Raw genomic sequence first — 19,878 nt, 5'->3', positions numbered from 1 at the left:
AGCATGCCGGCTTTTCATATTAGAATATCCATCCTCGTTTATACTGCTCAGGAGATTCGATGCTTGTTCCGAGCTCCTTGGCTGCTGTTCTGGGCCAGTATGGATCTCGCAGCAGTTCGCGGGCGATGAAAATTAAATCTGCACGATCATTCTGGAGGATTTCTTCTGCCTGGATCCCGGTCGTGATCAATCCGACCGCGCCAGTAGCCACACCGGCTTCATGCTTGATTTTTTCAGCGAATTTAACCTGGTATCCTGGATATGCATGGATTCTGGCTGGTACAACTGCACCTGAGCTGACATCAATCAAGTCAACCCCCAGTTCTTTCAGCAATGAACCAATCGTTACATAATCATCGACCGTCAGGCCATCTTCTTGGTAGTCGGATGCAGAAACCCGGACAAACAGAGGTCCATCCCATACGGTTTTTACCTCTTCAAGGATTTCCCCGAGGAAGCGGAAGCGGTTCTCTGCAGTGCCGCCGTATTCGTCCTCACGTTTATTCGTAAGAGGGGAAAGGAACTGGTTGATCAAATATCCATGTGCAGCGTGAATTTCAATTACATCGAAACCAGCACGCTTTGACCTCTCAGCAGCCAGCTTGAACGCCTCGACAGTTTCCTTGATTTCATCAACCGTCATAGCCTTTGGTTCTTTATACTTTTCATCAAAAGCTATAGCAGAAGGAGCGATGATTTCATCACGCAATGCTGCTTTCCGGCCGGCATGTGCCAGCTGGATGCCAGCTGCTGCACCGCTCTGCTTGATTTGTTCAGTTAATTTTGTCAGACCGGACACATGCTCATCGCTCCAGATACCCAGGTCATGATGGGAAATTCGGCCTTGTGGTGTGACCGCGGTTGCCTCAAGAATGATCAACCCCACCTGGCCGACAGCCCGGCTCACATAGTGCGTCATATGAAAGTCTGTGACAATCCCGTCTTCTTTTTCACATGAGTACATACACATCGGAGCCATGACAATTCTGTTTTTCAGGGTAATTTCTTTTAGTTTATAAGGGGAAAATAATTTCTTTTCCAACCGAGAAGCCTCCTTTTATTTCGGTATCCAAAATATAATTCAAGTATAACAGGGCTTCTCGAGGAAAGGAAAAAATTGTACTCACCGCAACGTATTTTTTCTTAATTCCGCAAGCGTATATTTCGTTCCGCGCCAGATGATGCCGCCTCTTTTGAAAGTCAGGTAGCTGGCTCTCAGGATGGAGAAAATGAACAGCAAGGCCGTGAATGGCAGGACAAGGAACAGCCATGGTGAAAAGCGGGTCATCTTCTTGGTTACCATCACATAAAGAAAAGCCAGGAATACGAGATTAACAGCACTCAGGATTGCTACCGCCTGATTATCTGAGAATAGAGTGAAGAAAGGCACGACCTGGGACACAAAGACACCGAACACCGAAAATAGCACCATGCTGATCCGGTAATGAAGGCCGGCGAAGGTGTTTTTCTCCAGGCCAGTTAAAGCATCTCTCAAGCTTTGGTACCATTCCACTTCAATGAGCGTCATCGCTGTGACAATCCGCTGTTTGAGACCCAGTCGCTTTACCATCATGCCCAACTGTAAATCATCATCTGGACGCATCTTAATATATTCATGAGTGCCGACTTTTTCATAGGCCGATCTGGTGATCAAATTGAATGCGCCGATTCCGACTCCCGTTTTCGAACGAGGGTTATTGCCAAGCCACGGCCTCTTGTAATAAGAAAAGCCGAATAGAAAGAAAGCAACGAATGCCTTCAGCCAAAAGGGCTTTGCACTAAGGTTCGGGGCCGCGGTCAAATGATCGAGTCTGTGTTTCTCGAAATATCCAATAGCTTTTGAAAAAGCCTCCTGATGATACAAAACATCAGCATCTGTAAATAAGATTAAGTTGCCTGACGCGAGTTGGTAGCCCTTATAGAGAGCGTGGTTCTTGCCGAGCCATCCTTCTGGCAAACTCTCGATATGGATCACTTTGATTCTCGAATCAGAGCTTTTCAGGTTTTCCATCACTTTACCGGTACCATCATCGGATCGGTCATTGACCAGGATCCACTCGGTATTTTTGTAGGTTTGCACCAGTTGGGTACGAATGCTTTGTAGAATATGTTTCTCTTCATTCCGGGCAGCTACAATTACGCTTAGCAACGGTCCTTCGGTAATACCGTCAGCTTTCTCAAGTGAGTTAAGCTTTCTAAACCCAAGCGAAGCGTCAATGGTTGCGGCAACCCAGATGAGCAGAGTCAAAGACAATAAAATTATAAGCATTGAACGCACGTCCCTGTTGTTTTTCTCCATTGTAGAGAAACAGTGGGGCAGTTTGCAATTTTAAAGGGGGCGGTTTGCGGCTGCAAGTTCATTGCCAAGCAGGTGGCCGAGCCTTTTTGATTGGGCTGTGGCTTCTTTAATGCAGGATACGAAAGCAGTTTGGACGCCGTGCTGTTCAAGAATGCTGATGCCTGCTTCGGTTGTACCTCCAGGGCTGGTCACCTCAAAGCGGAGCTGGGCAGGCTCCTTATCCGACTTCGTTAACATCTCGGCTGCCCCGAGGAGTGTCTGGATGATCAGCTGCTTTGCGGTTTGTTTTTCGAGCCCAATTTCCGCAGCGCTAATTTCCATTGCTTCAACAAGGTAATAAATATAGGCTGGTCCGCTTCCAGATAGTCCTGTGACTGCGTCAAGCTGATATTCCTCAACGATTGTCGTCAGACCGATTGTGTTAAAAAGCTCCTGCACAAGCATCTTTTGCGCTTCACTCACATGGGAGTTTACTGCCAGGGCAGTTGCCGATTTGCCAATCGCAGCCGAGGTGTTTGGCATTACCCTTGCCACGGCCAGCGATTTTCCTGCTGCTGCCTCAATTGCCTCAATTGACACGCCAGCGAGGACGGAAATGACAAGCATTCCTTCAAATAAATTAGATTTGATTTCCTCAATCGCAGCTGCTGCATCCTTTGGTTTCATTGCCAGGACGACTGCATCCGCATTTTCAAAAAGCATACCCGAATCATATGTCGCTTTGATTCCATATTTCTGCTCCAGTGTTTTCAATCTGTCAGTATCCTGTTTATTTGTCACCCAAATTTGCTCTCCCGGAAGAAGCCCGCTTGCCCCTATTCCGGAAATCATCGCTTCTGCCATTGAACCTGCTCCAACAAAAACAAGCTTCTTCATCAAGATCGCCTCCATAATATTTGTTTCTTTTTTTGTGCATTCGGTACGAGACTTCTGTACTGGCAACAGAAAAACAAAAAGACCCTTCATCCAAAAAGGACGAAAGGCCATGCTTCCGTGGTACCACCTTCATTCACTTCTTCGGCCAACGCCAAAAAAGTGCAGCTCAACACCCGTTAACGCCGGTATACGTCCAGGTTTGCCTGGCAGCTCGCAAGGTAGGGTTCAACATGAAGAGGGTTGCGGAGTCTTTCAGCCGGTGGACTCCACTCTCTGGCACCATTCCTGTCTACTCGTCTTGCTCAAATGCTTTTTTAAGATTTTACGAAATTTTAATAGTGATTATGCAAGAAAGACAACCCTTATGTCAAGAGTAAATTGATAAGTTTTTAGTTTTTTCTGAAAACGAAGTGTGTATATAATGACATTTGACCTTTTTAAAGGTAAACTTAATTTTATATTGATAAAATACAAAGGGCTATAAAGTTGAATGATTTCTTGAACAGACAATCCTTTTATCTTATAGAAAAATAATGTTTTGGGGTGTATAGATAATATGGCTGAATGGAAAGATGGAATTGCCAAACTGACTTTGCCGACGCCCTTCCCGGTCGGTGATGTGAACGCATATTTAATAAAAGGGGACAGGTTGACACTTGTTGACGCGGGAACGAAAACAGAGGAATCCTGGGAGTCGTTCAAATCGCAGTTGGCCGATTTAAAACTGAAGCCGGAGGACATTGAGCAGGTTATCCTGACTCATGATCATCCGGATCATGTAGGAATGCTGGACTACTTTTCACCAGGCCTTGACGTATATGGCCATCCGTCGAATGAAAGGTGGATCAACAGGACTTCAGAGTTCGAGAAGGAACATCAGGAATTTTATGAGAAATTCTTTTTACAATCAGCAATACCAGAACAATATTTTGTGCCATCGATGAAAGTAATGAAGAAGACATTAGTATTTTCTTGCAATCGCTCATTGACTGGGACTATTCTGGAAAATGATGTTCCGCCGGGACTGACAGGTTGGAGGGTGATCGAGACACCGGGACATGCCCAAAGCCATATCGTGCTCTTGCGTGAAAAAGACGGCACAATGATTGCCGGGGATACGATACTTGCAGGGATCTCACCCAACCCATTACTTGAGCCGCCGCTGCCAGGCGAAAGAGATAGGCCGAAGCCGCAGGTCCAATATAACTCGTCATTGAAAAAACTGCAGCAGTACCCGATTGGACTAGTATACACCGGACATGGAACGGAGATAACAGAATTGCAAAGCCTGATAGAAAAAAGGCTCGCCCGCCAGCATGACCGGGCCATGCAGGTAAGGGGAATGCTTGAAGGCAGGGAACTGACCGTATTTGAGATTTGCAAACTGCTCTTCCCGACAGTCTATGAGCGTGAATTGAATTTAACCATTTCTGAAACAATGGGACAACTTGATTATTTATATTCCCTTGGCGCAGTGTCTGTCAGGGAAGAAGGAACCTCCTTCGTTTATACAGCAAAATGAGGTGAAAGATGATGCCGTCCTTAAAAGGAAAAAATATTATTATAACCGGTGCCTCTGGGGGAATCGGGGCCGAGATTGCCAGGCTTTGCGCCGCGCGCGGAGCGAATCTCGTCCTTCTGGCCCGGAGTATCGATAAACTAGAGAGTTTAAAAAAAGAATTACAATCAAAGTATGCCATCAATGTCCATGCCCAGCAGCTGGATGTGGCTGACCCTGAAGCAATCAAGCGGGTTTTCTCAGAAGTGCTTTCTGACATCCGCTACGTTGATATACTGGTCAACAATGCTGGCTTTGGCATTTTTGATTATGCACACGAAGCGAAAATTGATGATATTAAAACGATGTTCGATGTCAATGTCGTCGGATTGATGGCTTGCACGTCGATGGTGCTGCCTGCTATGAAGCAGAGGAGAAGCGGTCATATTATCAATATTGCTTCCCAGGCGGGCAAGATTGCCACACCGAAATCAAGTGTTTATTCGGCAACAAAGCATGCGGTGCTTGGCTACACGAACAGCCTGCGGATGGAGGTTGCTGATGACAATATCTTTGTCACCTCGGTCAATCCTGGTCCAATCGCTACGAATTTTTTTGAGGTCGCGGATAAGCAGGGAACCTACGTCAAAAATGTAAAGCGTTTTATGCTGCAGCCTGAATACGTGGCAAAACAAGTAGTCAACCGCATGATGACGAGAACACGTGAAATCAACCTGCCGCGTTGGATGAATGCAGGCAGCAGATTTTATACCCTGTTTCCCAGGACCTTTGAGTTATTCGGCAAGAATATGTTCAACAAAAAATAAACATCCAGACCGCCACGATTTTTTTGGCGGTTTTTTAAATTTGTTAAAACTTTTTTCCGGCTTGTGTGTCTAATAGTTAGAGAGAAAGTCAGGGGGAGACAAATTGGAGCTTCAAGAATTAATACAAAAAGCTAAGAAAGGTGATGAAACTGCATTTTATGAACTGATGCAACTGCATAAAGTGCGCCTATATCGGATTGCCCTCAGTTATTTGAAAAATAGTGAGGACGCAGTCGAAGCAATGCAGGAGATCACCTACAGGGCGTTCCGCTCAATCCGCAAGGTGAAGGAGCCGCAATATTTCACGACATGGCTGATAAGGATACTGCTAAATTACTGCAACGACGAATTGAAGAAACGGAAGCGGCTCCTCGTCAGCGATGATCTCATCAGCCTGATGGGCTCTGAGTACCAGTCCAGCTGGCTTGAAGTAGAGGAAGTCATCGGCAAGCTTGATCCAAAAACCAGGCAGGTCATCGAACTGAAATATGTACATGATTTTAAAATAAAGGAAATTGCCGAAATTCTGGAATGCCCTGAAGGTACCGTGAAGACTTGGCTGAACAAAGGACTGAGGGATCTTCGCGACCAGCTCGAAGAAGAAGGGGGATTAGGTTATGCTTAATGCTGAAGAAAAAAAACTGACAAAGGCTCGGGTCGCACTTGATACTATCGAAGTCCCTGAACTCCTGCTGGATGAGGCAATCGCTGCAGGAATCAGTAAGGGGAAAAAGAAAAAGAAGAAAAACCTTTTGTTAATGAGGACATTCGCATCAGCAGCCATCCTGATTTTTGCTTTTACAGCGATGCTGAGGACGTCAGAGACATTTGCTTCGTATGTCACCTTAATACCGGGGATGGAGAAGGTTGTAGAGCTTGTCCGCTATGATAAAGGGCTGACTGCAGCAGTTGAAAATGATTTCGCACAAAAAATCGGTGTGTCTGATGAACATGATGGGATAAAAATTACACTTGACTCGGTGATCGTCGACGAACAGATGATGGTGCTCTTTTATAAGATTGACTCTTCAGGCGGACACGAGGAAATCTCGGTTGAAAACCTGAGGCTGACCGACAGTGAAGGAAATAATTTGGAAGAAACGGTGTTGTCGTTTGGTGGATGGGATTCGCAGAATAACGAGGATCTGCTTCAGGCAAGATATGAATTTTATGGGACCAATCTTCCTGAAAACTTGAAGCTGAGTATTGAGCTCGCTGAAGGAAGAGCAGAAAACGGCCAGCCTCTGAATATGCTTGCTGACAGTTGGGTGCTTCCGTTCTCAATTGACAAGGATGCTTTTAAGGATAAAAAAGAAATATTTGAAGTAAATGAAACAGTCGAGTTTGAGGGACAGAAAATCACTGTCGAAAAAGTGTCAATCTATCCTACACGAATTGGTGTAACCGTCCATTTTGATGAGGAGAATTCCAAGCAGATCTTTGGATTTAACGACTTAAGGCTAATGGATGAAACCGGTGAGGAATGGGCAGCAATCAATAATGGAACGATTATCAGCCATTCGGAGGAGAACACCAAAGAGTTTTACCTGCAAAGCAATTACTTCAAAAAACCAAAAGAGCTTTATCTGCGTTTTAATTCGGTACGGGCACTTGATAAAAAGGAACTTGATATCATACTTGATCCGGATAAGCTGGAAATATTGAAGGCTCCAAGCGACGGCAGATTGATGAAAGTGAGCAGGGAGGAGAATGATTTGATGCTGACTTTCCAAAAAGGCTCCGAGAATGGGCATGTAAATATTTCATTTGATCAGGCGGTTGATCAGACTGGCGAAAAAATCGGGGACGGCTCGCAAGCTGTTAGATATAATATGGAGGGCGGATCCATCGATATCTTGTTTCCGTATTTTAAAGAAGGAGCCGCACCTGGGCCCATCTCTCTAAAAATCCATGATTATCCTTCACAAATCAAAGGTGAGGCGAACATCAAATTAAAATAGTAAAAAGGCTGTCATTTAGGGCAGCCTTTTTACTATTTCGGGAATGTCGGAATCAGCTGTTCTTGATGCCCGTCATTTTTTAGGGTTGGCCGGCTCATTGTATCGGGCTTCCAAATTGTTTTTACGTAGCCAAAAATTCATAAACGGCATCATTGATGATATCATGCAAATCCGCCTCAGGCTCCTCTTTTTTCAGGTCCACAATCTTTTCATAGATCTCTTCGAATTCCGCCTCGCCAAACGGCAGTGTATCATCATGCCGGTACTGCACGAAGCATTTCTGGACCATCTTGCGAATGAGTTTTTTATCCATAAAAACAGCACCTCTCCCCCCTGATTATACTTGGAAATGCCGGAGCAAACACCCTTCCGAAAAATTGTCCATTCCTGGCATGACTCACCATTTACCCCTTAATTAAGTCAGTCCGCCGGAAAATTACCATTGAAACCGAACGCATATTCGCTTATTATAATGGGTATAATGAAACGGAACAGATGTTCTTATTGATAGCGGTACCCCTTCGGAAAGGAGAGAAGAAACATGGTCGATTACATCGAAATGCCGCAAAATAAAATTTTATGTGTGGATATGAAGAGTTTTTATGCGAGCTGTGCCGCCGTGATGCTTGGCCTTGATCCTCTTGACTGTTACCTGGCTGTCGTCGGGAATCTTGACCGCCCGGGAAGCGTTGTCCTCGCAGCCTCACCGCGTTTGAAAAAGGAGTTTGGCATCAAGACTGGGTCACGAAAATTTGAAATTCCCGATGATCCGCGAATTATTGTCGTTGATCCGCAAATGTCCACCTACCTGCGAATCTCCACAGAAATCTCCCGTGTATTCAATCGCTATGTCCCAAAGGAAGCAATCCATACCTACAGTGTCGACGAAAGCTTCATAAAAGTTGACGGAGCTTCGAAGCTTTGGGGAGACGCTGCTTCAATTGCAAAAAAAATCAAAGATGACATTGAGCGCGAATTCCAGCTTCCCTGTGCAATTGGAATCGGGCCGAACATGCTGATGTCAAAGCTCTGTCTTGACCTCGATGCAAAAAAGAAGGGCATTGCTGAATGGACCTATGATGATGTCCAGACGAAGCTGTGGAAAGTCTCGCCGCTAAGGGAAATGTGGGGGATCGGCCGCCGCGTTGAAAAAACATTGAACAGCATGGGGATTTTTACCGTCGGCCAGCTGGCCCGCTATGATCTTGAGAAACTGGAGAAAAAATTCGGCATCATGGGCAACCAGCTGTACTGGCATGCATGGGGAATCGATTTTTCGGATATCGGTGCCCCAATCATGGAAGGGCAGGTCAGCTTTGGGAAAAGCCAGATTCTGCTTCGCGATTATAAAGAAGAAGAGGAAATCAAGCATGTCATCCTCGAAATGTGCGAGGAAGTCGCTCGCAGGGCAAGAAGCCATGGAAAAGCAGGCCGAACCATAAGTTTTGGGGCTGGCTACAGCCAGGACGAATTCGGCGGAGGTTTCCACCGCTCAAGGACGATTGAGGATCCGACAAATATCACGATGGACCTGTATCGTGTCTGCCTCGAGCTTTTTGCCGAGAACTATACGGGAAAGACGGTGCGCAGCATCTCGATTTCACTCGGGAATCTCGTCACCGACAGCGAATTCCAATTGAATCTATTTGAAAAAAACGGCTGGAAAAAGAAAGAGCTTGGCTACGCAATGGACCGGATCCGCAGCCGATACGGCTCGTCAGCACTCTTAAGGGCGGTATCGTATACAGCAGCCGGAACAGCAAGGCATCGCGCCGCACTCGTTGGCGGGCATAAGGGTTGATAACAGGAGGAGGAGAGCAAGATGATTCGCGACCGAGGAAGAATTAAATGGACGTCAATGATGCTTCCAGAGCATGTCAAGATGTTGCGTGACTGGGCACAGGAGGACGAATATGAAAAGGAAAAGCAGCTGGATGAACAGCAGCTTGAACAATTGAATGAAACGATCCTCGAAGCGATGGAGTATAACCGCCCGCTCAGCATCACCTATTACAGGCAAAGGAAATATGAATTGGTGATTGGAAAAATCCATTATTGGAATGAACTTGGGCAGAAGCTCCATATTGTTGACAGATTCGAAGAAATCCATCGTATCGGGATTTCACACATTGCCGATGTCAGGCTTGCGGATGAATGGTAGTCGAGTCATTGAGATATTCACTAGTGATGCTCCATCTCAGGACCATCTCCTTTATAATGTCCTGGAAAGATCCCCGTAAAAAAAGAGCAATGGGATGACCATTGCCCTCAAAAATATTATTCCGTTTCATCAGCTTGCGGTGCACGCACGACTGATTCGAATTTCCCTTTATGGGAAGCATCGCAGAACGGCATGTTTTTGCTCATGCCACAGCGGCAAAGCGAGAAAACAGGTTTCGTTTCATATTTATTGCCGGCACCATCCAACAGCTCAACATCGCCGGAAATCCTTAATGAACCATTATCATTCACCTTTATCGTTACTTTTGACAAAATAAGCACCCCTTTCAAGTGTCACAATTATCTTTGATAGTAAAAGCTAAACAGAAAAATTGCAAGACTATTTTGAGATTGGCCAGGGGTTATCAAACGAAATAATGATCCTCGTATGGTAAAATGAAAAATCGGAAAGGGAGTGCAATCAATGAAATTAAAAATCACTGAAGCAGCTTCAAACAAACTGCAAGAAAAAATTTCGGGAAAACAAGGGTATCTAAAATTAAAATATGATATAGACGGATGCGGCTGTGCAGTAAGTGGGGTAGCTGCCCTCTGGTTTGAAAGCGAACGATATGAGGAAGAAAACAAGATAGAAACAGGCGGGATTCCAATCTATATGGAAAAATCCAAGGAAGTCTTTTTTGATGAAGAGATGACGATTGATTATAAGGATACAGCAGGATGTTTCCAATTAAAGAGCCCGAATGAATATTTGAATCCAAGAATGAGCTTTTATGATAAAAGAAGGTTATGAGTTTACAAAAAATTGAAAAAAAGGTTAAATAAGAGAGAAGGGTGTAGAACTACATAGAAGTTTGACGCGAAGGCAGGGGAGAAAGATGGGGAAATTTTGGAGGTCGGCCATAATGATTTTGTGCGCACTTGTGCTGTCTGCGTGCGCCTACAAGACTGCGGGAGAAGCAATCCAAAACGATATTCCGTTCAACATCAAACAAATCGTCCACAAGGAAAAAGTGGAGGATGGATGGCTCATCTTTTACACAACAGAGCAAAAAGAAGGCTCAAACACATTCGACGCGCTGGCAGTAGCCTATATCAATGGCAGCGAAAAAGAAGGCTGGGAAAATGCGGGGCATAATCACTGGACTTATTATAAAAATGATTTCATGATCCTGTATGCCGATACTTTCACAACCTTTAAAGAAGACGGAACATTGGATGCGAAGGTTCCCGTGATTTTCGGAAAAATCGTGAATCCGGATATCAAAACAATTGAAGCTGCAGGACCAGATGGCAAGTTTGCGAAAATAGAAATCTTTGAAAAAGAAAACGAACGCTATTATTACGAAATTGGCGATTACAAGGAAGTCAGGGCACTGAATGCTGAAGGCAAAGAAATCGATCGCCAGGGAGAAAAACAGTAAAGGATTGGCTCAGGAATGGGCCGATCTTTTTTTTGCGCTCAATAGACTAGTGACGGGGCCTGTAACGGCCAAATGTGAGCCGAGGAAATAGAAAAGTGTCCGATAGAAAGCTCCTAACGGACAAACGGAAGCCGGAACGTGAGAAAAGTGTCCAATAGAGGGGCTCTATTGATTACATACGAACTGAAAAAGAACCAGAGCGTAAGATAAAACATCGCTCAACTTGTATTAATGGTCCACTTCCGTACTTCCATGATCGGCACAGACATGTTCCTCAAGAAATTCATCGAGCACCTTCTCGTATTGTTCCCGGTTTTCGCTGTAGGATTGGGCATGAAGGCCGTTATCGGCCATGTATAGCTTCTTCGGCCCTTGTTTCTGCTCAAACAAGGCCTCGGTCATAGATGGCAGGATGAAGTCGTCCTTGCGGCTATGGATGAACAGAATCGGGTTTTTGATATTTTCGATAACCGCAATCGGGGATACCTCGCTCAAAGAATACTTATCACGGATGCGAACGAACATGCTGGCGACTGGCAGCAATAGTTTTGGAGGCAAAAACTTAACCTCTTCCTTGATGCGGTAAGCGAGCTGTTCGCTGAAGTCAGAGAAAGGGCAATCTGCCACATAGAAGTCCGCACCGTCCTCAATCATGCCTGCATAAAGGAGCAGGGTAGCGGCTCCCATAGACTCTCCATGGATTCCGAGAAGCAAATCCGGACCCTTCTCCTCCCTCAGCCAGTCTACCACCGATTTCAGGTCGAACTTCTCATAGTATCCATAGCTTGTGGTCTTCCCGCCGGATTCCCCATGGCGGCGGTGGTCGTAGATAACCGCATTGAATCCCCTGTTCAGAAACAAATTCATGTATTTCACAGAATTCGTCTTGCTCTGGGTAACCCCATGAGTAATGATGATGTAGCGGTTTGTGTCATGTGGTTCAACAAGGACGGCTTTCAATGAGTAACCAAAGGACGAAGGAATGGTAATTTCCGTTTTTGGCAGGGAATCATATTCATCAGGCACCAGATGCCCGGCTTTCGTTTCTCGGTTGAAGATTTCTTCGTCATCTTTCCTTTTTAAGAACATGACTTTATTGGATATAAAAACCCCGAGCGAGGTTAGGACAAACAAAAAAGAAAATAGCACACGGAATGCTCTTCTCAAGCTCAACCCTCCGATAATCTGTTTTCTTTATTTTACCATTAGTCTTGGTAGTACAAACATGAAAAAGACCGCCGAATCAGGCGGTCCACCTGTAAATTATAAGAATGTATAATTATCACTTCGAGAAGTGTCCAGCTCCAGCGCCTAGCCAGTTTTCATCGCTGAGATTACTTCCACGAGTATCTTGCGAGAAGCGTTAGCTTTGAGCAGCTCGAGTCACTTGTCTAGCTGCGGCTCCTAACTCCTCGAGACGCTTGTCTAGTTTCGCCTCCTAGAAACTCCGAAACATCAACTCCGCGGCAGAAGCAAAAAGCGCTTCTTTGTCGGAGTCTCCAGTTTCTGCATTTTTGGGCAGTCGGCTATACATTGCAATTTCGGTCCGCCCAATGAAGTCAAAGAACGACTTCACCGGCCGGCCCTCCGAGGCACAGGACGTGCTAGACCCGACAGCCACAGGACAAGGAAGGCTTCGAAGCGATTCATCGCACGACCGAAAGCGGTAGCTTTTGGGAGGACGTGGCGTTCTTGTCGGGCAGCGCTTGTCGGGGCTGACCAAGGCGCCTCCGCTTTTCTTATTGCTGTGAATTTTGACGCTTGGTTGGATGGGTCGTTTTTTCGAGATCCTCGGCGGCAATCTGCTGTTTTACCGTATCTGCGTTTGGCTTACCTTGCTGGCTGTATCCTTTGTCACGTTTTTGGCTCATTCAACATGCTCCCTTCTTCAAAATAACCTCATCTAATAAGATGGATTCAAGAGCAGGAGCTTATGCAAAAAGTTAGACTGTAACAGAATTTAGCTTGAAATAGGTGCTCTCAATAGGTCTTGAGATATGAGGCTGGATCACCTCAATGGCCTTGAGCATCATATCAAGGTCTACGCCAGTTTCGATTCCCATCCTGTGCAGCATATAGACAACATCCTCAGTAGCAGCGTTGCCTGCAGCACCTGGAGCGAACGGGCATCCGCCCAGGCCGCCGGCAGAAGTGTCGTATCGAGTAATTCCTGCTTGGAGAGCGGCAAAAATATTTGATAAGGCCAGCATTCTTGTATCATGGAAATGCGCAGTAAGCAGCACGTCTGGGTAGGCATTCTTCAATTTGGAAAATAAAGAAAAGGACTCATGCGGTGCAGCCATGCCGATTGTATCGGCGACACTCAGTTCATCGACCCCAGCCTCAACGAATTCACCGCACAGTGCAAGGACTTCATCTTCATCAATCTTGCCTTCATACGGACAATAAAAGGCAGTAGAGATGCATGCGCGCACAAAATAATCCTTCGACTTAAGCTCTGCAATCAATGGCAGAACCTCGGCAAGGCTCTCGGCAGTCGTTTTGTTGATATTTTTTTGGTTAAAGGTATTGCTGACACCGACGAATACAGCAACGGCTTTGCAGCCAGTCATATAAACGCGTTCAATCCCCTTTTTATTAGGAGCGAGGACGATATTCCTCGTGTCGCTGTCAAGGCAGTCAGCCACGATTTCAGCCGCATCTCCCATCTGTGGAACCCATTTAGGGGAGACGAAGGAAGTAAGCTCCATCTCTTTAATGCCGGCATCCTTTAAAGAATGGATAAATTCTTTTTTTACTTCTGTAGGAACAAAGCTCTTTTCATTTTGAAGCCCGTCTCTCGGGCCAACTTCAATTATTTCAACCTTCTCGGGAAGCTGCAGCATTTGATAGATCCCTCCTCTTAAGATATCTTAATTGTAAATAGAATATTTTTAAAAATGCAAGAATAAATAAAATTTTGATAAAATAAAAGGGATTTTATTAAAAGCAATCGAAGTTAATTAAATGTGAGAACTAGAGAAAGGGTGAGCAGTTTGAGCAAGACTGAAGCAGTCATCGTAGCTGCAGTAAGAACGGCAATCGGCAGCTTTAATGGAAGTTTGAAAAATATTTCCGCACCAGATCTCGGTGCCGCGGTAATTAAAGATGCCTTGAAGCAGGCAGGAGTCCAGCCCGATCAGGTGGATGAAATTATCATGGGGAACGTCCTCCAGGCAGGTCTTGGGCAAAATCCTGCAAGGCAGGCAGCAATTAAGGCGGGTATTCCTGAAAGCGCTTCCTCTATGACCATCAATAAAGTATGTGGGTCAGGCCTGAAGGCTGTTCATCTGGCAGCACAGGCGATTATCGCAGGAGATGCTGAGGTTGTCGTAGCCGGCGGAATGGAGAATATGAGCCAGGCGCCATACTTATTAAAAAACGCACGTGAAGGCTTCAAAATGGGTGACCAGAAGCTCGTCGACAGCATGATTTCGGACGGTCTTTGGTGTGCGTTCAATGACTATCATATGGGCGTGACGGCAGAAAATCTCTGCTCAAAATATGACATCGGCCGCGGGGAACAAGATGAATTTGCAGCATCCAGCCAGGAAAAAGCTGTAAAAGCGATTGAAGAAGGAAAGTTCAAGGATGAAATCGTACCGATTGAAATCCCGCAGCGAAAAGGAGATCCGGTTGTTTTTGATACGGATGAGTATCCGAAAAAAGGGTCAACAGCGGAAAAGCTTGGCGGGCTGCGTCCTGCATTCAAAAAGGATGGCAGCGTAACAGCAGGGAACGCGTCAGGAATCAATGATGGAGCAGCTGCTCTTCTTGTCATGAGCAGGGCAAAAGCTGAAGAGCTTGGCCTGAAACCACTTGTCGTTATCAGGGCAAATGCAAGTGCTGGTGTTGACCCAAGCATCATGGGCATCGGACCAGTTGATGCTGTTAAGAAGGCTTTGAATAAAGCGGGCATGACGATGGAAGATATGGAGCTGGTTGAGGCGAATGAAGCTTTTGCCGCACAGTCACTGGCCGTCGATCGTGAACTGAGATTCAACAAGGAAATCCTGAATGTGAATGGCGGAGCAATAGCGCTTGGTCATCCGATTGGAGCTAGCGGCGCGAGAATCCTTGTTACGCTGATCCATGAAATGAAGAGGAGACAAGCGAAGAAAGGCCTTGCCACACTTTGTATCGGAGGCGGACAGGGTGTCGCCACCGTAGTGGAACTTGCATAAAGCTATTAATCTTTAAAACTTCTAGCAACTCTGGCACAGCCTGTCATATTAGGGGCATGCCAGTGCTATCCATAGTCAAAGGGGGAAGAACGATGAAAAGAATTTGCACATCCTTTCAAGACGCAGTGGCAGATATCCATGATGGCGCAACCTTGATGGTTGGCGGCTTTGGCCTCTGTGGAATCCCGGAAAATGCCATCCTGGCACTTGTTGAAAAAGGAGTAAAAGACCTGACAGTCATTTCAAATAACTGTGGTGTCGACGATTGGGGACTTGGACTGCTGCTAAAGAACAAGCAGATTAAGAAAATGGTAGGTTCATATGTTGGGGAAAATAAAGAGTTCGAAAGACAGGTATTATCCGGTGAAATCGAAGTCGAATTGATTCCACAAGGAACCCTGGCTGAAAAAATCAGGGCAGGCGGTGCAGGAATTCCGGCTTTCTACACACCAGCAGGAGTGGGGACACCAATCGCGGAAGGAAAAGAAACCCGAATGTTCAATGGCAAAGAGTATCTCCTTGAAGAGTCGCTGACTGCGGATTTTAGCATCGTCCGTGCCTGGAAGGGCGATAAAATGGGGAACCTTGTCTATCATAAAACGGCAAGGAACTTCAATCCGATGATTGCAGCGGCCGGCAGGGTCACCATTGCCGAAGTCGAGAATTTATATGAAGTAGGAGAATTAGATCCGAACAGTATCCATACTCCAAGCATTTATGTCCAGACACTGATTGAGGGCAATCAGGAGAAACGGATTGAAAGGCTGACAGTGAGAAGTTAACTCTGGCTGATCATGAAAGGAGAAGGCATATGATTAAAAACAAAGGGAATGTCCGGGAGAAAATTGCGCGCCGGGCTGAAAAAGAAATCGAAAACGGTTTTTACGTAAACCTTGGCATCGGGATGCCGACATTAGTTGCAAATTTCATTTCCGACGACAAGCAGGTTGTCCTTCAGTCTGAAAACGGCTTGCTTGGGATTGGACCTTATCCAGCTGAGGACAGCGTCGATCCAGATTTGATTAACGCAGGCAAAGAAACGGTTACGGCGATTTCAGGTGCTGCGTATTTTGATTCTGCTGAATCTTTTGCAATGATCCGCGGCGGACATATCAATATAGCAATCCTTGGCGGTATGGAGGTCGCAGAATCTGGTGATCTGGCAAACTGGATGATTCCAGGCAAGATGATCAAAGGGATGGGCGGTGCGATGGACCTGGTCCACGGTGCCCAGAAAATCATCGTCATCATGGAACACGTGAACAAAAACGGCGAGCCGAAAATCCTCGAGGAATGCAGCCTGCCACTAACAGGAAAAGGCGTAGTCAATCGGATTATCACCGATAGGGCCGTCATCGACGTGACACCTTTCGGACTAAAACTTGTAGAAGTAGCTTCCGGCTACACAGTCGACGATGTCATCAAATCAACAGAACCTGAATTGCAGGTAGACGACTCAGTAGTGTTAGACGCATATTGATAAACCGGGAACGCCCTTTAAAAGGCGTTCCTTCTTCATTAAAACTGGACTTTATTTCACTTAAGAGATTTCGTGATATAATCTTTAAAAAAATAAGCTAAGCTCTCCTGCTTCAGCTGAACAAAAAAATGAGGGATCAACTATGAAAAAGAAACAAAAACGCCAGCAACCGGTAAAAAAAGAGGAAAAGCCAGCAACACTGGGTGACCTCCTGAATCAGGATATCATGCAAAAGCTAAAAGCACAGCAACAACAATTAAAGGAAGAGGAAGAAAAGGAAAAGCAGGCTGAATTGGAGCGCAAGAAGGAAGAGAAGCGTTTAAGGGAAAAGAACAAATCGTTTGAAGAGTTGCTTTCCGAAAGCGAAATGGATTGGAAGAAATTCAAATGACCCGAAGAAGAGTGGAAGTAGTTCCATACAATCCAGAGTGGAAAACGCTTTTTGAAAATGAGAAACAGCTTCTGGAAACTATCCTTGAACCGGCAGAGGTAGAAATACACCATATCGGCAGCACATCTGTCCCGGGACTTAGCGCCAAGCCGATCATAGACATCATGTTAGCAGCTGATAGTCTTGCACAAGTGGAAAAGGCGACACCTGCCATTGAGGCTGCTGGTTACGAGGCGAAGGGGGAAAACGGCATCCCTGGACGGCGCTATTTTCAAAAGTATGACGAAAATGGGATTCGGAAAGTTCATTTGCACTCTTTTGAAAAAGGCAGCCATCAATTATACAGGCATCTTGTATTCCGTGATTACTTAAGGGCTCACCCTCGGGAAGCCAGCAAATACGCTGTTGTAAAAGAAATAGCTGCCCAAAAATTTGAATATGACATAGAATCCTATATTGATGGAAAATCTCCGATCGTGAAGGAAATTGAGCAAAAAGCGATGCTTTGGAGACCCATTAGATAAAGGTTTTCATATTGATTGTTGCTTTTCGTACATGTACTTGTAACCGTATTAATAAAGGTATTGGGGGGCTCTTTTCGGGGGACTTCTGAACAAAGATTGCATTTATACTCGTAAAAACCCTGATGCCGGTTTTTACTTTTCGTTGAGAAAGCAGCAAAGTTTACGAAAAGAGCCTCGATAACAAATGTTTTGCTTCCTGTGCGAAAGGGCAATTAGGTAAAAAAAGCAAAGGAGCAAAATGTTGTTACTTATAACCTTCGTACTGGCGGCCGGATTCGTTTCAATCCATTTATTTTCAAGATATTTACCTTTCCTCGATAACGTACCTCGAAGCAGACTGCTTTCAGCTGCAGGAGGCATTTCTGTAGCATATGTATTCATCCATCTGCTCCCTGAGTTGAATAAACATAACGAGGTCCTTGATAGGAGTATCCAATCTGATGCCCTGAGTTTCTTTGAAAACCATACATATATTGTAGCTATGATTGGTTTGGCCATTTTTTATGGATTAGAACGGATGGTAAAAACCTCAAAGAAAAAACAGCAAGAAAAAAACGACATGGACCGGGCTTCAAAAGGTGTGTTTTGGATCCATATCGTTTCGTTTTTCCTATACAACAGTTTGATAGGATATTTGTTACTACGTGGAGAACAGGAAACAATTGCGGGATTGATATTTTACTTTATTGCACTGGCCGTCCATTTCATCACCAGTGACCATGCGCTTAGGGAAGCGCACAAGGAAATATATGATCGTATAGGGAGATGGCTTCTCGCTGCCGCAATACTGGCTGGCTGGACAATCGGAATCATCTGGAAAGTGAATGAAAGCATTATTGCCGTGCTTTTTGGCCTGCTCGCAGGAGGAGTCATTTTAAATGTAATGAAAGAGGAGCTCCCGGAAGAAAGGGAGAGTAACTTTTGGGCCTTTGCCGCTGGACTGGCTGGCTATACACTCTTGCTGATGCTGGCATAAATACTTGATTAGTCAGACAGAAAAAAAGGAACACTTTCGTCTATAAAAGCGAAAGTGTTCCTTTTTCTCTTATCTATGCTGCTCATATTTGTTTGCCTTCGTAATTGACTTAATTAAATTGATTTCTTCGACAGACAGGGAAGAGGAATTCGCAGACCTGGCATTTTCCTTGATTTGTTCAGGGGTGCTTGCTCCAGCGACAATGGAAGCTACTGCAGGGTTGGCTAAATTATACTGAACGGCGGCCTCGGCAAGAGATCTAGTTGAAGCGACCTTCTCTTTCAATAAAGGAAGAACCACTTCCAATTCGTCGTAGCTGTAATCAAGGTACCCTTTGGAAGCTGCCTTTTCGAGCATTCTGTCACTCAGCATGCCTTTAGCTACCGTACCTCTCGTTACCACACTGATGTTTTGGTCATGAAGGAGCGGGAGTGCTATTTCTTCAGGGCGGCGGTCAAGTATGCTGTATTGCATCATGACAGAGACGATGTTTGATTTTTGGGCATATTCACGAATGACATTAGGCCTAATGGACGAGATGCCATAATATTTGATATATCCTTCATCTTTCAATTCTTCAAAGGCCTCGATGGTTTCATCAATGTTGTCTTCAATTGTCCCGCCGTGCAGCTGATAAAGGTCAATATAATCGGTATCCAGTCTTTTCAAGCTTTGCTTGACGGCCTCTTTAATGTAAGCCTTTGATGGATCCCAGGTCCATTTGTCCTTCGTGTCTGTCCACCGATTGCCAGCTTTCGTAGCAATGATGACCTGCTCCCTGACATTCTTTAACGCTTGTCCGACTATCTTTTCATTCTCTCCAAAATCATATAAATCTGCGGTATCAAAATAGTTGATCCCTTCCTCCAGCGCAGCTTCAACCACTGCCTGTGCCTTTAGGAAATTCGTTCCAAGCGACATGCATCCAAGGCCGATTTCACTGACAAACAAATCAGATGTACCTAGTTTCCGTCTTTTCATAAAAAATCACTCCGTTCCAATGTTGGTTTTATTTTAACGAAAGGCAAGGAGTGCATTCAACTATTCTGGACGGCGAACAGGATGGTTGACAGTCTCAACCCAATCTTTTACAAGTTCATGCTTTTTGCCATACTCTTTTAACGCGCGCTTGATTTCCCATGCTTTGCCGGCTAAAGTGATTCCTTGGCCATGGACATAAATTTTCATCCGTCTACTCCCTTCGGATAAGTATGGTAAAATGTATGAGCATTTGATATCGGATTAGAACAGGAGTGG

The 19,878-nt window shown here is 45.2% G+C and carries 25 protein-coding genes; 14 read left to right on the top strand and 11 right to left on the bottom strand.

Translation table 11 applies throughout. The features are described 5' to 3' along the window. Positions 1–19: 19 nt before the first annotated feature. From namA to proC, 3 genes are all read right to left on the bottom strand, one after another. A complete protein-coding gene (gene namA / locus DYI25_RS10180; protein WP_213368427.1) occupies positions 20–1,042 on the bottom strand; it encodes an NADPH dehydrogenase NamA in 1,023 nt (340 codons plus the stop codon). Between the two features lie 81 nt (positions 1,043–1,123). After that, positions 1,124–2,269: a glycosyltransferase gene (locus DYI25_RS10175; protein ID WP_213368425.1), complete on the bottom strand. Its 1,146-nt coding sequence runs from the start codon at positions 2,267–2,269 to the stop codon at positions 1,124–1,126. A gap of 60 nt (positions 2,270–2,329) precedes the next feature. Further along, complete coding sequence (gene proC, locus DYI25_RS10170; protein ID WP_213368423.1) at positions 2,330–3,175, bottom strand: pyrroline-5-carboxylate reductase; 846 nt, start codon at positions 3,173–3,175, stop codon at positions 2,330–2,332. A gap of 556 nt (positions 3,176–3,731) precedes the next feature. Between proC and DYI25_RS10165 the strand changes: the two genes are divergently transcribed. From DYI25_RS10165 to DYI25_RS10150, 4 genes are all read left to right on the top strand, one after another. After that, positions 3,732–4,697, top strand: a complete 966-nt coding sequence (locus DYI25_RS10165) for an MBL fold metallo-hydrolase (protein WP_213368421.1) — start codon at positions 3,732–3,734, stop codon at positions 4,695–4,697. Between the two features lie 8 nt (positions 4,698–4,705). Beyond that, entirely contained in the window at positions 4,706–5,500 is a 795-nt protein-coding gene (locus DYI25_RS10160) for an SDR family NAD(P)-dependent oxidoreductase (RefSeq protein ID WP_213368419.1), read from the top strand. 103 nt (positions 5,501–5,603) lie between these two features. Continuing rightward, on the top strand, positions 5,604–6,125 hold the full coding sequence (locus DYI25_RS10155) for a sigma-70 family RNA polymerase sigma factor (RefSeq protein WP_213368418.1): 522 nt from the start codon (positions 5,604–5,606) through the stop codon (positions 6,123–6,125). Then, on the top strand, positions 6,118–7,461 hold the full coding sequence (locus DYI25_RS10150) for a DUF4179 domain-containing protein (RefSeq protein ID WP_213368417.1): 1,344 nt from the start codon (positions 6,118–6,120) through the stop codon (positions 7,459–7,461). The genes DYI25_RS10155 and DYI25_RS10150 overlap by 8 nt, the downstream gene beginning before the upstream one ends. A 121-nt stretch (positions 7,462–7,582) precedes the next feature. On the opposite strand, the gene DYI25_RS10145 is transcribed toward DYI25_RS10150, so the two are convergent. Further along, entirely contained in the window at positions 7,583–7,774 is a 192-nt protein-coding gene (locus DYI25_RS10145) for a YqzH family protein (RefSeq protein WP_213368416.1), read from the bottom strand. Positions 7,775–8,002: 228 nt separating this feature from the next. On the opposite strand from DYI25_RS10145, the gene DYI25_RS10140 reads away from it, so the two are divergent. Together DYI25_RS10140 and DYI25_RS10135 are read left to right on the top strand one after the other, a co-directional pair. Further along, positions 8,003–9,262: a DNA polymerase thumb domain-containing protein gene (locus DYI25_RS10140; protein ID WP_213368415.1), complete on the top strand. Its 1,260-nt coding sequence runs from the start codon at positions 8,003–8,005 to the stop codon at positions 9,260–9,262. Positions 9,263–9,283: 21 nt separating this feature from the next. Beyond that, entirely contained in the window at positions 9,284–9,622 is a 339-nt protein-coding gene (locus tag DYI25_RS10135) for a YolD-like family protein (RefSeq protein ID WP_213368414.1), read from the top strand. Positions 9,623–9,738: 116 nt separating this feature from the next. Here DYI25_RS10135 and DYI25_RS10130 read toward each other — a convergent pair whose 3' ends face one another. After that, on the bottom strand, positions 9,739–9,963 hold the full coding sequence (locus tag DYI25_RS10130; RefSeq protein WP_415802648.1) for a CDGSH iron-sulfur domain-containing protein: 225 nt from the start codon (positions 9,961–9,963) through the stop codon (positions 9,739–9,741). 142 nt (positions 9,964–10,105) lie between these two features. Between DYI25_RS10130 and DYI25_RS10125 the strand changes: the two genes are divergently transcribed. Continuing rightward, positions 10,106–10,435, top strand: coding sequence for an iron-sulfur cluster biosynthesis family protein (locus DYI25_RS10125; protein ID WP_213368412.1), 330 nt, complete (start codon positions 10,106–10,108; stop codon positions 10,433–10,435). A 112-nt stretch (positions 10,436–10,547) separates the two neighbouring features. Continuing rightward, positions 10,548–11,066, top strand: coding sequence for a hypothetical protein (locus DYI25_RS10120; protein WP_213368410.1), 519 nt, complete (start codon positions 10,548–10,550; stop codon positions 11,064–11,066). 228 nt (positions 11,067–11,294) lie between these two features. Here DYI25_RS10120 and DYI25_RS10115 read toward each other — a convergent pair whose 3' ends face one another. The 4 genes from DYI25_RS10115 to DYI25_RS10105 form a co-directional block, all read right to left on the bottom strand. Next, entirely contained in the window at positions 11,295–12,233 is a 939-nt protein-coding gene (locus tag DYI25_RS10115; RefSeq protein ID WP_213368408.1) for an alpha/beta hydrolase, read from the bottom strand. Positions 12,234–12,504: 271 nt separating this feature from the next. After that, entirely contained in the window at positions 12,505–12,642 is a 138-nt protein-coding gene (locus DYI25_RS10110; RefSeq protein WP_213368406.1) for a hypothetical protein, read from the bottom strand. 163 nt (positions 12,643–12,805) lie between these two features. Then, complete coding sequence (locus DYI25_RS22605) at positions 12,806–12,937, bottom strand: hypothetical protein (RefSeq protein ID WP_274609499.1); 132 nt, start codon at positions 12,935–12,937, stop codon at positions 12,806–12,808. 72 nt (positions 12,938–13,009) lie between these two features. Next, entirely contained in the window at positions 13,010–13,912 is a 903-nt protein-coding gene (locus DYI25_RS10105; RefSeq protein ID WP_213368404.1) for a hydroxymethylglutaryl-CoA lyase, read from the bottom strand. Positions 13,913–14,062: 150 nt separating this feature from the next. Here DYI25_RS10105 and DYI25_RS10100 point away from each other — a divergent pair, with 150 nt between their 5' ends. From DYI25_RS10100 to DYI25_RS10075, 6 genes are all read left to right on the top strand, one after another. After that, positions 14,063–15,250, top strand: a complete 1,188-nt coding sequence (locus tag DYI25_RS10100; RefSeq protein WP_213368402.1) for an acetyl-CoA C-acetyltransferase — start codon at positions 14,063–14,065, stop codon at positions 15,248–15,250. A gap of 92 nt (positions 15,251–15,342) precedes the next feature. Beyond that, positions 15,343–16,032, top strand: coding sequence for a CoA transferase subunit A (locus tag DYI25_RS10095; RefSeq protein ID WP_213368399.1), 690 nt, complete (start codon positions 15,343–15,345; stop codon positions 16,030–16,032). 29 nt (positions 16,033–16,061) lie between these two features. Beyond that, on the top strand, positions 16,062–16,730 hold the full coding sequence (locus tag DYI25_RS10090) for a 3-oxoacid CoA-transferase subunit B (RefSeq protein WP_213368397.1): 669 nt from the start codon (positions 16,062–16,064) through the stop codon (positions 16,728–16,730). A 142-nt stretch (positions 16,731–16,872) separates the two neighbouring features. Then, positions 16,873–17,121, top strand: coding sequence for a YqkE family protein (locus tag DYI25_RS10085; RefSeq protein ID WP_213368395.1), 249 nt, complete (start codon positions 16,873–16,875; stop codon positions 17,119–17,121). Then, the gene (locus DYI25_RS10080; RefSeq protein ID WP_213368393.1) at positions 17,118–17,645 is read left to right on the top strand and encodes a GrpB family protein; all 528 of its coding nucleotides are present in this window, start codon (positions 17,118–17,120) and stop codon (positions 17,643–17,645) included. Before DYI25_RS10085 ends, DYI25_RS10080 begins: the two co-directional genes overlap by 4 nt. A gap of 238 nt (positions 17,646–17,883) precedes the next feature. Next, positions 17,884–18,621, top strand: coding sequence for a hypothetical protein (locus tag DYI25_RS10075; protein ID WP_213368390.1), 738 nt, complete (start codon positions 17,884–17,886; stop codon positions 18,619–18,621). A gap of 69 nt (positions 18,622–18,690) precedes the next feature. On the opposite strand, the gene DYI25_RS10070 is transcribed toward DYI25_RS10075, so the two are convergent. Together DYI25_RS10070 and mciZ are read right to left on the bottom strand one after the other, a co-directional pair. Next, on the bottom strand, positions 18,691–19,602 hold the full coding sequence (locus tag DYI25_RS10070) for an aldo/keto reductase (protein ID WP_213368388.1): 912 nt from the start codon (positions 19,600–19,602) through the stop codon (positions 18,691–18,693). A 60-nt stretch (positions 19,603–19,662) separates the two neighbouring features. Next, a complete protein-coding gene (gene mciZ / locus DYI25_RS10065) occupies positions 19,663–19,809 on the bottom strand; it encodes a Z-ring formation inhibitor MciZ (protein ID WP_213368386.1) in 147 nt (48 codons plus the stop codon). Positions 19,810–19,878 lie beyond the last annotated feature (69 nt).

Origin of the sequence: Mesobacillus boroniphilus, assembly GCF_018424685.1 — a bacterium.
GTDB lineage: Bacteria > Bacillota > Bacilli > Bacillales > Cytobacillaceae > Mesobacillus > Mesobacillus boroniphilus_A.
This window is presented reverse-complemented; position numbering and strand designations above follow the sequence as displayed.